The sequence below is a fragment of the Natribacillus halophilus genome, from assembly GCF_900100185.1.
GTDB classification, from domain to species: Bacteria; Bacillota; Bacilli; order Bacillales; family Marinococcaceae; genus Natribacillus; species Natribacillus halophilus.
The window spans coordinates 1-13,522 of sequence record NZ_FNEN01000032.1; the positions used below are offsets into that span (position 1 = coordinate 1).

The 13,522-nt window shown below is 43.1% G+C and carries 17 protein-coding genes and 1 pseudogene; 11 read left to right on the top strand and 7 right to left on the bottom strand.

Going from position 1 to position 13,522, the window contains the following annotated elements:
- The 6 genes and pseudogenes from BLS58_RS16620 to BLS58_RS18235 form a co-directional block, all read left to right on the top strand.
- Window positions 1-415: sensor histidine kinase (locus tag BLS58_RS16620; RefSeq protein WP_143018953.1), on the top strand; the 415-nt coding region annotated here is incomplete at its 5' end.
- 344 nt (window positions 416-759) lie between these two features.
- Entirely contained in the window at window positions 760-1,095 is a 336-nt protein-coding gene (locus BLS58_RS16625) for a cytochrome b5 domain-containing protein (protein ID WP_245723229.1), read from the top strand.
- Window positions 1,096-1,366: 271 nt separating this feature from the next.
- Window positions 1,367-1,789: a reverse transcriptase domain-containing protein gene (locus BLS58_RS16630; RefSeq protein WP_245723230.1), complete on the top strand. Its 423-nt coding sequence runs from the start codon at window positions 1,367-1,369 to the stop codon at window positions 1,787-1,789.
- A gap of 225 nt (window positions 1,790-2,014) precedes the next feature.
- Window positions 2,015-2,461: pseudogene (locus BLS58_RS16635) on the top strand (SDR family NAD(P)-dependent oxidoreductase); the annotation flags it as partial.
- A gap of 167 nt (window positions 2,462-2,628) precedes the next feature.
- On the top strand, window positions 2,629-2,997 hold the full coding sequence (locus tag BLS58_RS16640; protein ID WP_090400209.1) for a DUF1801 domain-containing protein: 369 nt from the start codon (window positions 2,629-2,631) through the stop codon (window positions 2,995-2,997).
- Window positions 2,998-3,148: 151 nt separating this feature from the next.
- A complete protein-coding gene (locus tag BLS58_RS18235) occupies window positions 3,149-3,271 on the top strand; it encodes a hypothetical protein (protein ID WP_281241025.1) in 123 nt (40 codons plus the stop codon).
- Window positions 3,272-3,402: 131 nt separating this feature from the next.
- Here BLS58_RS18235 and BLS58_RS16645 read toward each other — a convergent pair whose 3' ends face one another.
- The 7 genes from BLS58_RS16645 to BLS58_RS16675 all read right to left on the bottom strand — a co-directional run bounded on the left by BLS58_RS16645 (window position 3,403) and on the right by BLS58_RS16675 (window position 9,713).
- Window positions 3,403-3,600 carry a hypothetical protein gene (locus tag BLS58_RS16645; protein WP_143018954.1) on the bottom strand — a complete coding sequence of 66 codons (198 nt, stop codon included), beginning with the start codon at window positions 3,598-3,600 and terminating at the stop codon, window positions 3,403-3,405.
- A gap of 162 nt (window positions 3,601-3,762) precedes the next feature.
- The gene (locus BLS58_RS16650) at window positions 3,763-4,788 is read right to left on the bottom strand and encodes an NAD(P)/FAD-dependent oxidoreductase (RefSeq protein ID WP_090400213.1); all 1,026 of its coding nucleotides are present in this window, start codon (window positions 4,786-4,788) and stop codon (window positions 3,763-3,765) included.
- Entirely contained in the window at window positions 4,775-5,620 is an 846-nt protein-coding gene (locus tag BLS58_RS16655) for an ABC transporter ATP-binding protein (protein ID WP_090400215.1), read from the bottom strand. Before BLS58_RS16655 ends, BLS58_RS16650 begins: the two co-directional genes overlap by 14 nt.
- A 12-nt stretch (window positions 5,621-5,632) precedes the next feature.
- Window positions 5,633-6,628: a FecCD family ABC transporter permease gene (locus BLS58_RS16660; RefSeq protein WP_090400216.1), complete on the bottom strand. Its 996-nt coding sequence runs from the start codon at window positions 6,626-6,628 to the stop codon at window positions 5,633-5,635.
- Window positions 6,629-7,660: a FecCD family ABC transporter permease gene (locus BLS58_RS16665; RefSeq protein WP_090400218.1), complete on the bottom strand. Its 1,032-nt coding sequence runs from the start codon at window positions 7,658-7,660 to the stop codon at window positions 6,629-6,631. It lies immediately after the preceding gene.
- A 24-nt stretch (window positions 7,661-7,684) separates the two neighbouring features.
- Window positions 7,685-8,620, bottom strand: coding sequence for an iron-hydroxamate ABC transporter substrate-binding protein (locus BLS58_RS16670; protein WP_090400221.1), 936 nt, complete (start codon window positions 8,618-8,620; stop codon window positions 7,685-7,687).
- Window positions 8,621-8,774: 154 nt separating this feature from the next.
- Window positions 8,775-9,713, bottom strand: a complete 939-nt coding sequence (locus tag BLS58_RS16675) for an AEC family transporter (RefSeq protein WP_218126283.1) — start codon at window positions 9,711-9,713, stop codon at window positions 8,775-8,777.
- Between the two features lie 377 nt (window positions 9,714-10,090).
- Between BLS58_RS16675 and BLS58_RS16680 the strand changes: the two genes are divergently transcribed.
- From BLS58_RS16680 to BLS58_RS16700, 5 genes are all read left to right on the top strand, one after another.
- Window positions 10,091-10,483: a YidH family protein gene (locus tag BLS58_RS16680; protein WP_245723232.1), complete on the top strand. Its 393-nt coding sequence runs from the start codon at window positions 10,091-10,093 to the stop codon at window positions 10,481-10,483.
- Window positions 10,484-10,668: 185 nt separating this feature from the next.
- Complete coding sequence (locus tag BLS58_RS16685; RefSeq protein ID WP_090400225.1) at window positions 10,669-11,712, top strand: amidohydrolase family protein; 1,044 nt, start codon at window positions 10,669-10,671, stop codon at window positions 11,710-11,712.
- An 18-nt stretch (window positions 11,713-11,730) separates the two neighbouring features.
- The gene (locus BLS58_RS16690; protein WP_090400227.1) at window positions 11,731-12,102 is read left to right on the top strand and encodes a Rieske (2Fe-2S) protein; all 372 of its coding nucleotides are present in this window, start codon (window positions 11,731-11,733) and stop codon (window positions 12,100-12,102) included.
- Window positions 12,103-12,170: 68 nt separating this feature from the next.
- Window positions 12,171-13,073: a glycine betaine ABC transporter substrate-binding protein gene (locus BLS58_RS16695; RefSeq protein WP_090400229.1), complete on the top strand. Its 903-nt coding sequence runs from the start codon at window positions 12,171-12,173 to the stop codon at window positions 13,071-13,073.
- Between the two features lie 75 nt (window positions 13,074-13,148).
- The coding region (locus BLS58_RS16700; RefSeq protein WP_143018955.1) for an NAD(P)/FAD-dependent oxidoreductase at window positions 13,149-13,522 on the top strand (374 nt) is incomplete at its 3' end.

Consider the following 13,522-nt stretch of genomic DNA (forward strand, 5'->3'; position numbering starts at 1 on the left):
CCAAACACTTCGCTTTGAATGGCAGGAAAAGGCGTTATACATTGAGATTGAAGGCAAAGCAGAACATGTCCTTGGAGATGCGAATCTTCTTTATCAAGTATGGACGAATCTAGTGACGAACGCCATCAAATTCAGTGATAATGGTGGTGACATCGTGATCACCATCCAAAGAGAAGGCCATTTAATCAACGTTGGTGTTGAAGATAGCGGCATTGGCATGGAACCCTCAGAGGTTGAGAGAATTTTTGACCGTTTCTATAAGGGAGATCAGGCACGCACCCCTGGAAAAGGGAGTACAGGACTGGGACTCGCGATCGTGAAAAAGATTATCAACCTCCACGATGGAAAAATTAATGTTGAAAGTACTCCGGGAGGCGGCACAAAAGTGATCATACGGTTAAAATCCGTAGTTTAACCAATGGTCTACTATCCCTTCAGCTTCGTAATACTAAAGTTTGCTCCATTTTGAAGGAAGAATTCTTCAAGAGCGCAATTCTAGAATAACAGGGAATCGCTCTCCTAAAGAATAAGGCCAGATAGTTGAACAATCCTTTATATTGTAACCTATCAGTGTTTATTTCAACTATTTAGGAGATGCAGTTTTTTATGTATCACTTATAAATATAAATTCTCATTTGCATTCAAGCTGACAAATCTATGACATGTGATGACATGTCTATTTAGGATCAAATTCGAAATGTTATATTATGTGTATAGAGAAACCATTAGTATCTATTTGATTTAAGGAGTGGGTTTTCTGTGAATAAATTATTAATGGTTCTTGGTAGCTCAGTCATGCTACTTGCTGCTTGTGGCGGAGAAGAAGTAACGGATGAAGGAGATGAAACTGAAGAAGATCAAGAGTTTACATTGGAAGAACTTGGAGAATATGATGGGCAAGATGGAAACGAAGCTTATGTAGCGGTTGATGGAGTCGTTTACGACGTTACAGATGTTGAAGAATGGGAAGATGGAGTGCACGACCCCGCTGGTGGATTAGAGGCTGGTGATGACCACACAGAAGAAATTGAAGAAGCTCCACATGGGACTGATGTATTGGAAGACTTACCAACTGTTGGTACACTTGAAGAATAATAAAAATTAGTTGCGAAGTTTAACCCTTTGGATAAGATGATTCCAAAGGGTATTTTTCGCAGACAGCCGGTAAGCATTAGCTAACAGATAGTGCGATGACCGCGAGGTATCGTGCGGAGGATCTGAAGGCAAATCCCTGAACAGAGCTGAAACCCATATTGGGGCCCATGTTGGCACGCGAGCGGGATGACTGTGCAAACCGTGAGGGGCGCCCGGCGTAGACAAGGTAACGATTGGAGACTATGAGGCAGAGCTGGAGGACAATCTAGAAGTGCTCCACCAAAAGCTGAAAACGAAGGACTATCATCCAAAACCTGTCCGCCGGAAAACCATTGAGAAAGAGAATGGAAAGAAGCGTCCGCTAGGGATTCCTACCGTGGAGGACCGAGTGGTTCAAGCGGCGATCCGAAACATTCTCGAACCGATCTTTGAGGAAGACTTCCTGTCGTGCAGTTACGGATTTCGCCCAAATATCAGCGCTCATATGGCGCTTGATCAGGTAAGCAAACACCTCCGAGAGGGCTATGAGTATGTCATTGATGCGGATCTGCAAAGTTACTTTGACACGATTCCGCATGACCGCTTGGAAACCCAAATCCGTAGACGAGTCACGGATGGCTCTGTTATTCAACTCATCAATCAATTTAAGTCGCCATCGGATGTTAAATTATTTGATTTTTTATGCAGTTTATGAAAATGATGAAGCTATTGATGTGATTAACATTCTGCCCGCACGTTCAAAACGAAAGCGGATTTAATAATTGGGGGATAGGGGCGTGCTTAAGTTGATTTGAACAGTAAGTAGAGTGTTGTTAATCCAAGATAAGCACGTACTTGCCGTGAAATACCAAGAAGGTAATACGGTGTTTTAAGCTCTGCCAAGAGGTGACCAAGAAACTGGCGAATTAAGGTGGACCCCTTAGATTATCCAGTTGACGAAATGGATGATGTTTTAGATATAAATGTTAAAGGCTATATTTATTTCTCCCAACGATTCGCAAGGTTAATGTTCAGCAAGCAGCGTAAGGGAGTCATTGTTAATATGACTTCAGTTTCTGGAATGGAAGGAAGTTCAGATGCCATATATGGATCCTCTAAAGCCGCAATATTGGGTTTAACCAAAAGCTGTGCAATGAACTTTTCACCAATGATCAGAGTTAATGCGGTTGCTCCTACGATGGTTAGCACTGACATGATGGGATCAATACCTGATTGGAGGAAAGAGGAATATTTAAGTCATCAACTCATTAATACGCCTGTGACACCACAAGATGTAGCTGACACCCTAACCTTCCTTTTATCGGATAAATCAAAGCATTATACAGGAGCAACGTTTGATATAAATAACGGAGGATATCTGCGGTAGTCAATCTTATGCCGCAATCGAGGTGCTTTAGTGGAATAAAAGTTATACCATTTGATGGAAGCGGAGAATATCAAAAACACCATAACAATATCGTTTATAGTCAAATTGGATTGTTTCTGGTACTTCATAAAAAATGAAAAGAACCCATTGTTAAAAGGAGAAATTTTATGGTTAATAAGAATAGAAAAGTTGAAGAGGTTGACCAGTTTATTTCGAATTTGCCGAATGATATTCAAGACATTACAGTTGCTTTAAGGGAAATCATTCTGAAATCTTCGCCAGAACTTATAGAAGATTTTAAATGGTCTATGCCCAATTATTCATATAATGGTTTAGTTTGTTATCTGCAAACTTCCAAAAAACACGTTAATCTTGGTTTTCATAAAGGAAATGAACTCCAGGAAAAAGATACAAATAAATTATTGCAGGGTACAGGAAAAACAATGAGACATATAAAAATAAAAAAGATGGACGCAATTCATCCAGAAACCTTCACCTTGCTCATTAAAGAAGCGATGGCATTAAATGAAGAATAACACGATGAACGATGAACTTAGGGTGTAAAACTTGCTGTACAAGGATTGCCGTTATCGAGTCGCTATACTGGAATAAGAATAGTGCCACCTTTGCCTTTAACGGCCCATATTGTTAAAAAGAACTTGTGAAAATGAAATGGGGGGATGAAAGATGGAGTGGGCAGTATGGAGTGCTTTAGGTTTGTCCGGCGCCGCTTTTGCCCTTGCTTTTCAACAATCGGGAAAAATTAAAAAGCTAGAGGGGAAAATTAAAGAATTGGAAGGTCTAAGTTAATCTGTCAGACAATGGCCCAAATATCTTCGGCCATTTGATCATACTCGTAACCATTTCCCGGTTTTCCGGATCGCCCAAAACCTCTAAGAAATGACAGCACACGTTTACCCCCAATTCCTTCGTTTGATGCATCAGCATTCAATCCTAAATTTTCGAAAGAGAAAACTTTCCATATAATCAGCCTGATCATAGTCCATCGTTTTTCGTTGCTCACTCATCACTGCATTAATCGCATGAAGATAGATATAACGTTCACCGGTAGCCGTATGACGAAGTTTATTCGCTTGTTCCTCAACAGCCATGATCATATCTAAAGCATTAACACTCACCAAGCATCATCTCCATTCTGGACATAAAATTTTTACCGATTTACGCTCCTCTTGGTGAGGCGGCAACGGTCGGAGAATATTTGTCTATTTTGGCGATTGAGCAAACCAGCCATTCTTCAAAACCTTCATTAACTTGTTTCAATCAGAGAACTTCTTCTTGATTTAGACTGTTGTTGTTTTAAATCGATCATTATGAGACGAGACGCGCGCATAACGGGCGGCATTAGGATGGATATAAAGCTTTGCGGCATTGACGGCTAATCCAGCCTCCGTAAAGGCTCCCGCAATCAGTGGAATACTACTTGAATGATTCGAGATATCTCCTGCTGCAAAGATCCCGGAAGCTGATGTTTCCATTTGAGGGGAGGTACGCAACCGACGTTCTTCCACTTGTAAACCCAGAGGATGATGGTCAAGAAAACTCAAGTCTGGCTGATAACCATGATTAACAATAACCGCATCTGTCTCTTGAAAATGACACTGTTCATTTTCACAATGCTTCAATGTCACTTGTTCAATACAACAACCATCTGGACTTGCTTTGACGTCGTCAATGGCATAGGGGGTAAGAATATCAACCGAAGATTGTCGCATCCTCGCCACAAATGTCTCATGACCTCCAAATTGATCACGCCGATGAACAACCGTGACGCTTTTGGCCATCGGTTCTAACTCATTGGCCCAATCAACAGCCGAATTTCCTCCACCCGAAATCACGACATGTTTCTGTCGAAATTGTTCCAGATTCGTTACGGTATAGTGAAGATTGGACGTTTCAAATACCTCAGCTCCCTCTATGTTCAACTTGGCCTGTCGTAAGATCCCATAACCTGTGGCCAAAATAATGGTTTTCGAATAATGGTTACGGTTTTTGTTCGTTGTAATATGAAAAAGACCATTATTCATTCTCTGTATGTCTACGACCTGCTCACCCAGCGCAATTGTCGGGCGGAACGTTGAGGATTGGTCAATAAGCTGTGAAATGAGTTGAGAACCATTTGTTGGTGGTAACCCGCCAACATCCCAAATGGTTTTCTCCTTGTACACATTTATTTTTCCACCAAGCTCTTTTTCGTGTTCGATCACTTTCGTCTTCAAATCGCGCATCCCACTGTAAAAGGCGGCATATAAGCCTGCCGGTCCTCCGCCGATAATCGTAACGTCATAACATGTGTTATCCTGCACCATACTTCCCCCCTAACGGGTAAACGTTTTGCGATTCTCGGGTATCGGTATGTTTTAACAAATCATAACTTAAACAAACCGGCTTCCCACTTCTCGGGTCAGAAACAACATCCGCATGAATGTGGAAGACATCACGTAAGACTTGGGCACACATGACCTCCTCGGGCGCCCCTGCTTGCACGATCGCTCCTTCGCGTAACGCCACCATATGATCAGCAAAACGAGCAGCATGATTGATATCATGAACGACTAAAACGATCGTGCGCCCTTGTTGTTCATTTAAATGCTGTAAGACTTGCAACACTTCCAGTTGATGAGCAAGATCCAAATACGTCGTGGGTTCATCAAGCAGCAACAAGTCCGTTTGCTGGGCAAGCGCCATGGCAATCCATACCCGTTGGCGTTGTCCGCCGGAAAGGGTCTCTAAAGATCGTTCAGCTAAAGCTTTCAAACCGGTCTGTTCGAGCGCAAGAGCAATGATGTCGTGATCTTGTTTGCGTAGTGTTGCGAATCCTTTTTGATGGGGGTGTCTTCCGTAAGCCACGAGTTCCCTTACTTTTAAACCACTCGGTGCTTCAGGCGCTTGCGGCAGTACCGCCATCTTTTGCGCAATCTGTTTCGTCGGTTGGGTATGAATCGACTTCCCATCTAAATAGACAGCCCCGTTTGAAGCCTTCATCACACGGGCTAACGTCTTTAAAATGGTCGATTTCCCGCAACCGTTCGGGCCAATGATAGTTGTGATTTTCCCTTCCGGAATGTGTATCGTCAAATCATCGACGATGGCTTCTTTTTCATAACGGATCGAAAGATGATTGGCTTCCAGACGTGTCATTATTTCACCTCACTATGGGGTTTTCATGAGTAAATACAGAAAATACGGAGCACCAATAACAGCTACAACAATGCCAACAGGTATTTCTGACGGGGATAGAAGATTGCGGCCGACCATATCCGCGAACAGCAGAATGAACGCCCCAACCATGGCAGCTGTTGGAACCATAACCTGATGGCGCGGACCGACAAGACGTCGAGCAATGTGGGGAGCCACAAGCCCGAGGAATGATATAGCTCCTCCAACAGACACTGATGCCCCCGCTAACATAACAGCTAATATAAGCAAACGCCGGCGGTTACGCTCCACCTTGACCCCTAACGAAACCGCCGACGGATCCCCTAATCGCATCACATTTAAGGTTCTCGCCTGTGCGATAACGAGGGGAATGAATAGAAGCATCCATGGCAAAACAGCGAGTGTATGGCTCCAACTCGTTCCCCAGATATCCCCGTTTAGCCAAACCGTCGCTTGCATAAAATCTTCAGGATTCATCCGCAATTGAAAAACGATGAGAATCGCTGTAAATCCTGCATTTAAGCCAATGCCGACGAGAACTAGCCTAATGGGCGTTACGCCCTTTTTCCAAGCAAGTGTATAGATAAGAAATGCTGCCGTGATTGCGCCGACAAACGCGAAAAGTGGAAGGGCAAAAATCGTCTCGCCTAACGACGTGTATGACCCTTGGAAAAAGTAAATAAAGAGCACAACAGCCAAACCAGCCCCCGCGTTGATACCCAGGATGCCCGGATCGGCCAATTCGTTACGAGATAAGCTTTGCAAAATCGCCCCTGAAACCGCTAATCCCGCCCCCACGAGCAAAGCAATCACCATTCTCGGCAATCGAAATTCGAATAAAACAAGGGTATGCTGTTCGGTTCCATCCCCCATTAATGTTCGCCAAACATCAAGAGGGGCGATCGACATCGTTCCCATTTGTAGACTTAAGAGAAAAACAGCAAAGATCAGTACCACAATAGCCATATAGATCCATACGGTTCTTTTCATTCAGATGCCCCTCCCTTCTCTGCGAGCGAGATAAAGGAAGAAGGGGACGCCGACCAAGGCCGTAATCGCGCCCACCGGTGTTTCATAAGGCGCATTGACAAGGCGAGCGAGGATATCTGCAACGACCAATAGCAAACTGCCAAGAATAGCCGAACACGGCACAATATAACGGTAATCAAGGCCGACCAAGGCACGAGTGATATGGGGAATGACTAAGCCAATGAAACCAATGGTTCCGGCAACGGCAACAGCAGCCCCTGTCATGAGCATCACGGCTATTATGCCCATGGTTCGAACCATACCTGTGCGTTGCCCCAAACCTTGGGCAACATCTTTTCCCAAACTTAAGATGGTGATCGACCGAGCTAGCCATAGAGCTATGAGCATCCCAATTATCACAATGGGAAGCATTAGTTGGATGCGTTGCCAATCGATATTGGCCAGGCCACCAGCAAACCAAAAACTTAAATCTTGGGCAACATCAAAATAGATGGCAATCCCTGAAGATATCGCGCTTAAAAAGGCAGCAATGGTGACCCCTGCTAACGCAAGTTTAGCAGGAGTCAGTCCCCCCTTTGCCAATGAACCGACAAGAAAAACAAGTGCTGTCCCAGCGCCAGCCCCGATAAAAGCCGCAAATAAAGAACCGGTATAAGACACAGCAGGGAAGAATGCAAACATAATCGCGAGTGCTAAGGCTGCGCCATCCGTAATGCCAATAATGGAAGGTTCTGCAAGGGGATTCCTCGTCATCCCTTGCATCAATGCGCCTGAAACGGCCAGAAAGCTCCCTATAAGAACAGCCCCGACCACTCTGGGGAGGCGTATTTCACGGATAATCTGGTGGTCTGTGAACGAGTTATCATAGTCGACAATGGCCTGCCACACCGCCGCGGGTGTGATACTTGCCGCCCCTAATGAAATCGATATGACACTAGCACAAACTAAGAGCAACATGCCGACCACCATAATAATAACAACCATTGGTTTTGCGCGAACCTGTTTCGACGTCAAAGGGATCTTATTCACCATTTAGCGCCTATCCTTCTTTCTCATTTAACCCTCGGCTTCCATCTCCCTAATCATGTCCACAAATAAATCAATCTGATGGTAAACGGAAATGGGATCGTAAGGATAAAAGGTATCATAATCATTGAGACGATAACGTTCTTGTTGTACGGCATCTAACCCTTGCCATACGGAGGATTCTTCTAGTTCATCTTTAGCATCATGTTGGTTTTCCGGGTCATAGCTCGTCAAAAACATATAATCCGCCGCATATTCAGGAACCACTTCTTGAGAAAGCATAAGCACATCTTCTTCATCCATGACTTCATCTTCAATAATGTCAGGGGCATCTAAATCCAAAGCGTCATATAATACTTGACCGCCACGCCCGAAATTCTCCCCAAAAACATAGAGTTCATTGTCATTCGTAATTTCGTAAAGACCAAAGGTTGCATCCGTAGGCACGAGATCTTCGATTTCCTCTCTAGCCTCGTCAGCGCGATTGTGATAGTCATTCAAGAAAGCCTGTGCTTCTTCCTCTGCTCCTACAATGTCTCCAAACATTTCCGTCATATCTTCAACATTAGTCGCTGTGTTATATGGAATATGTACTGTAGGGGCAATTTGCTCTAACTGATCAATATTGTCATCATACATGGCCACAATTAAGTCCGGATCCAACTCCAAAATTTTTTCCACGTTTGGAGGCTCTCCGATATCTTCAACTCCTGCAAGTTCCTCTTCGAGAAATGGGTTATCAAAAGCGATCGACCCAGCCCCTACGACATTGGCATCAACAGTGAGCAATTCACCGGCATAAAAGTCAGTTACAATCCGTTCCGGGTCATTGGGAACTTGAAAATCTTCTCCCCCAACATTGACGGTACGCTCAGCTTCATCTGTGCTTTGATGAGATTGTTCATTTCCACAAGAAGCCAGCACAAGAAAAAGCATACAGACAACTATTGTTTTTGTCATTTTCATCTCCTTCTACATTGTTCTTCACTGGTGGAACAACAAGCATTAATTATTTTATATAATCCTAATTGAAAATGATTATCAATGTCAAGTCAAGTGCTAAAAATCACTTCCATACCAAAACAAAACCTTGCCATCTTATAATGACAAGGTTAGTAGATCAATATAAGACATGAAAAATCCCAAAAAGTAAAGGTAACGTCAACGTCGCTACAAGCGTAGACGTGAATACGGCAACGGATGCAAAAGCTGTATCGCCCCCGTAATTCTCGGCATATAAACTAATCGTCGGGGCACTCGGTGTTGCGGATATGAGCACAGCAATGGTGAGCCATTCAAAAGGAATGGACGTGAAAACAAACGGAAGAAACAACAAAAAAGGAAGAATGAATAGACGGGCACTCACAGTCATCCACAGTAATGGACTGCACAGAGACCCTTTTAAATCATTCAAACGAACAGAAGCAATCAAACAACCAATCAAAAGCATGGAAAGCGGAATCGTCATTTCACCAATGCTTTCGAGGGCTCCAAATAAGGTTTGCGGTAATGATATCGGAAGAAAAAAGAAGACAAGCCCAATGGTTGTTGCGATAAACCCGGGATTCACCCAAAGTGACTTTCTTTCAGTACGCGGCTTCCCTCGCTGCATCACCGCAATGCCGTACGTCCAAATCATGATGAAATAGATCATGTTGAATACCATGGCAAAAAATAACCCATTCTGACCAAAAAGCTGAAGAACGATGGCAATGCCGATATATCCTTGGTTTCCAAACAATATCAAATTCTCATAAACGGCGGATCGTTCCTGGGGAAGTTTCATCCACCAAGCAGTCCATTTGCCAATAAAGGCTGTACTTATGAGAAAATAAGCGGAAAACATCAGCATTGTCAAGACCCCTGCACTACGGTCTGTTTCAAACGGGACGTGCAAGGATGTCACAATCAAACATGGTAATGTTACATACAGCAACAACTTCGTGAAGACACCCCGGCTTGTTTCGGGAAGAAGCCCTGTCTTCATAGCGACCCAACCAACGATAAAAATGATATAGAGCATGCCCATTTCACGAAATAATTCCAGGAAGGTGTCCATGTCTGCCTCCTGCATACGATGATCTTTCATCATATGATTGTTACGGAATGTCTCGTGAAATGAAAAAATTCGAGGTGTTCAAAGTCTGAAATAAACCACTGAGATTAACAAATTAAATAAGATCATGGCAAATAATTGCTATAAATTGCTGTTCACTTTCTCCAGTTCGTCACACTCAGGACCAAAAATGAAATTTTATCACTGAAGCTCACTGTTATTCACTGAGCTTCACTGCATGTGCTAAATTCGTCTATCTATCTCTCAGTAGATTTGTGACTATATAACACTCCATGATAATTTATTGAAGTAGAGAGAAGAAAGGATGTGTTTTTTCTACATTTAAAGACCCTGATTAAATTTTGAAGAGGATTATTCGTATGAGAAACGAAAATGAAAGTAGCTACTATAACATGGATAAGAGAAAAGATGAGAATCAATTAAAGTATGCACAGCAACATTTGGCCAATGAACGTACCTACTTGGCATGGGTACGTACCGCCGCCGCTATTTTGGGTGTTGGGTTTTTAGTCACCAGTCTACATTTATCGATGGGGATATCTGAAAATCTCCTGATTATGATTTTAGGGATTTCTACAGGCTTTTTGGGAATTGTAACGATCATTTTGGCAACCATCAGTTATTTTAAAAAAGAGAAACAAATCCGAAAACAAACCTTTTATTCATCCTATATTATGATTTATTTCTTTTCTCTTTTATGGATTATTATTGCCCTAGTTGCCACGCTTTATATTACGCAGATATTAATATAAGAAGCTCAGGGCATTGACGTATTATGGGCTATAAAAATGAAATTTTGTCACTGAAGCTCACTGACATTCACTGAACTTCACTGCTTACGCTTATTTCGATTTTCAACCTCTCAGTACATTTGTTCTTGCTAAATACTCAATGATAAGATATTGATGCTAAACAAAAGAAAGGGTGTGTAAGTTTTATGAGTCTTATAGACACCGATATTCATGAACGTGTCAGTTATGAACAACTTCTACCTTATTTAGAACAACCGTGGCGTCGTTACATCACTGATTGCCACTGGATGCAAGAAAAACACATGCCGTATACGCAGCCAGCAGTCGCGGGGGTCAATCGTGCAGACGCTCAGGTGCCTGATGGACGTCCTGCGGGTTCCGATCTTGGGTTCATGCAAGAGCAACTGCTTGATAGCCACGGGCACGAGCATGGAATTCTTACCGGGGCACTTGATCCTTCTCCATCATCGATGCATGGATGGTATGAAATGGCAACCGCCCTTGCTAGCGCTTATAATGATTGGCAAATTGAGCACTGGCTTGAAAAAGATTCACGTCTATATGGTTCTGTGCATATCGCCGCACAGGATCCTGCAGCAGCTGTTCAAGAAATTGAAAGAGTGGGGGATCACCCTAAAATGGTTCAGATCCTTCTGCCTATTGATGACATACTTTGGGGCGATCCTTTCTACCATCCCATTTATGAAGCAGCAGAAAAACATCAGTTGATGATTGGTATGCACCATAATGAACCACCTCTTTATTATGGAAAGTGGCCGAAATATTTTATCGAATGGCATACGTTAATCCCTACCTCCCATATGAACCAAGTAACGAATATGATTTTTTCAGGTGTGTTTGAAAAGTTTCCTAACTTGAAACTCATGATGATTGAGGGCGGTTTTACGTATGTTCCCTTTCTAATGCGAAAAATGGATCAACAGTATACAGACTTGCGTCATGAAGTCCCTTGGGTTAAGCAAATGCCTAGTGATACGATCAGGAATCATTTATGCTTTACAACCCAGCCCTTGGAAGAACTGAAAAAGTGGGAGTTTATGCAAATCATTGAGCAAATGGGCAGCGATCAGATTATCTCTTTTTCGACCGATTATCCCCACTGGGATTATGATAATCCTGAACGTGCACTGCCTCCACGCCTCGATGAAGACTTAAAGAAAAAACTCTTTTCCGAGAATGCGCGTCAATTTTACCCAAAACTTCGGTAGAAAAGGAGGGAGAACTTAATGGAAAAAGTGGTCGCTCACACGGATGATCTCGCTCCCGGTGAAATGATGGAGGCTGAATTTGATGGAAGACCTGTTGTGATCTGTCGTGCATCCGATGGCGAATTTCATGCATTCACTAATATTTGTCCTCATCAAGGGGCACCTTTGAGTAAAGGCAAATTATGTGGAGCGCCAGAAGCAACAGATCAAATTGGAACCTACAATTACAAAAACGAAGGAAATATTCTACGCTGTCCATGGCATGGAAGAGAATTCAATATTAAAGATCACGGCCGCATGCTTGCCAATGAGCGTCAAAAACTTCGTGAATATAAACTGAGTGTAGAAGAATTGAGCGTAGCAGATGGGAACATCATTATGTACAAATGAGAGAATTTTAAATGCGGATTCGATCCGCTTTTTTAAATGTGGACATATAAAACAGGGAGTGGCATTTAATGAGTAAAAACCGTTTAGTGTATGGATTTGTATCCCTTGGAATGTTAGCTGCACTTACAGCTTGCGGAGTCGAGGGATCACCAGCTGAGGAAGAAAATGAAGAAACTAATAATGCAAATGAGATTGAAGAAATTGTTGGCATAGATCCGGGGTCGGGAACGATGGATATGGCCGAAAGGACAATGGATACCTACGACTTAGACATTAATCTAAGGTCAAGTTCAGAAGCAGCAATGGTAGCGGAATTAGAGGAAGCAATTGGAAATCAAGAGCCTATCGTTGTTACCTTCTGGGAGCCACACTGGGCGTTTAATGAATACGACTTGGAATTTTTAGAGGATCCACAAGAAGCCATGGGTCAATCTGAAAATATCCATACAATGGTCAGAGAAGGTCTTGAGGATGAAGATGATTCCGCCTATCAACTGTTGGATAATTTTCATTGGGAAATAGAAGACATGAATGAGGTGATGTTGCAAGCTAGAGAAGACGATGTAGAATTCCGCGAAGCAGCTGCAGAATGGATTGAAAGCAATCGGGATGAAGTTGACGCTTGGTTAGAAGATATCGAACCCGTTGAAAATGAGACCATCGAGCTGGCCTATGTTAATTGGGAAACAGAAACTGCATCAACGAATGTCGTTGCGCTTGTTCTTGAAGAATTGGGCTACGATGTCGAGTTGACAACGGTTGAGATGGGTGTAGCATTTCAATCCCTGGCCGATGGAGACGTTGATGGTATGTTGATCGCTTGGCTTCCTGTGGGTGCAGCTTCCTATTATGAACAATTTGAAGATGAGATCGTCGACCTGGGTCCGAATTTGGAGGGCGCTCAACAAGGTTTTGTTGTACCGGGTTATATGGATATTGATTCTATTGAGGATTTGCAAGATGCAGAATAACGTTCAAGATGTGATTTATTTGACTCGTGCACAGAAAACTATGATGGGAGGTGTAGATTAGTGGATGAGCATTTCATGGAAATTTACGATATAACGATTATCGGCGGGGGACCTGCAGGATTGTTTACCGCTTTCTACGGGGGAATGCGCCAGGCAAAAGTGAAGATTATCGAAAGCATGCCCCAGCTGGGCGGGCAACTTTCTGCTCTTTATCCCGAGAAGTATATATACGATGTGGCGGGCTTTCCGAAAGTTCGCGCTCAAGACCTTGTCAACGAGTTGGTTGAGCAGATGCAAATGTTCGAACAAACCGTTGTCCTTGATCAATCTGTAGAAACGGTCAATAAGCTGAACGACGAGACATTTCGAATTGAAACGGATAAAGACGTCCATTACTCACGAACGATCATCATAGCTGCCGGTGTCGGCGCTTTTCAGCCCCGTAAGCT

Excerpts from the sequence above, each read along its gene's own strand:
- BLS58_RS16655 (WP_090400215.1), bottom strand. The coding sequence starts at position 5,620 with ATGACACGTCTGGAAGCCAATCATCTTTCGATCCGTTATGAAAAAGAA.
- BLS58_RS16665 (WP_090400218.1), bottom strand. The coding sequence starts at position 7,660 with ATGGTGAATAAGATCCCTTTGACGTCGAAACAGGTTCGCGCAAAACCA.
- BLS58_RS16695 (WP_090400229.1), top strand. The coding sequence starts at position 12,171 with ATGAGTAAAAACCGTTTAGTGTATGGATTTGTATCCCTTGGAATGTTA.
- BLS58_RS16640 (WP_090400209.1), top strand. The coding sequence starts at position 2,629 with ATGGTTAATAAGAATAGAAAAGTTGAAGAGGTTGACCAGTTTATTTCG.
- BLS58_RS16680 (WP_245723232.1), top strand. The coding sequence starts at position 10,091 with ATGAGAAACGAAAATGAAAGTAGCTACTATAACATGGATAAGAGAAAA.
- BLS58_RS16675 (WP_218126283.1), bottom strand. The coding sequence starts at position 9,713 with ATGGACACCTTCCTGGAATTATTTCGTGAAATGGGCATGCTCTATATC.
- BLS58_RS16650 (WP_090400213.1), bottom strand. The coding sequence starts at position 4,788 with ATGGTGCAGGATAACACATGTTATGACGTTACGATTATCGGCGGAGGA.
- BLS58_RS18235 (WP_281241025.1), top strand. The coding sequence starts at position 3,149 with ATGGAGTGGGCAGTATGGAGTGCTTTAGGTTTGTCCGGCGCCGCTTTT.
- BLS58_RS16685 (WP_090400225.1), top strand. The coding sequence starts at position 10,669 with ATGAGTCTTATAGACACCGATATTCATGAACGTGTCAGTTATGAACAA.
- BLS58_RS16670 (WP_090400221.1), bottom strand. The coding sequence starts at position 8,620 with ATGAAAATGACAAAAACAATAGTTGTCTGTATGCTTTTTCTTGTGCTG.
- BLS58_RS16690 (WP_090400227.1), top strand. The coding sequence starts at position 11,731 with ATGGAAAAAGTGGTCGCTCACACGGATGATCTCGCTCCCGGTGAAATG.
- BLS58_RS16660 (WP_090400216.1), bottom strand. The coding sequence starts at position 6,628 with ATGAAAAGAACCGTATGGATCTATATGGCTATTGTGGTACTGATCTTT.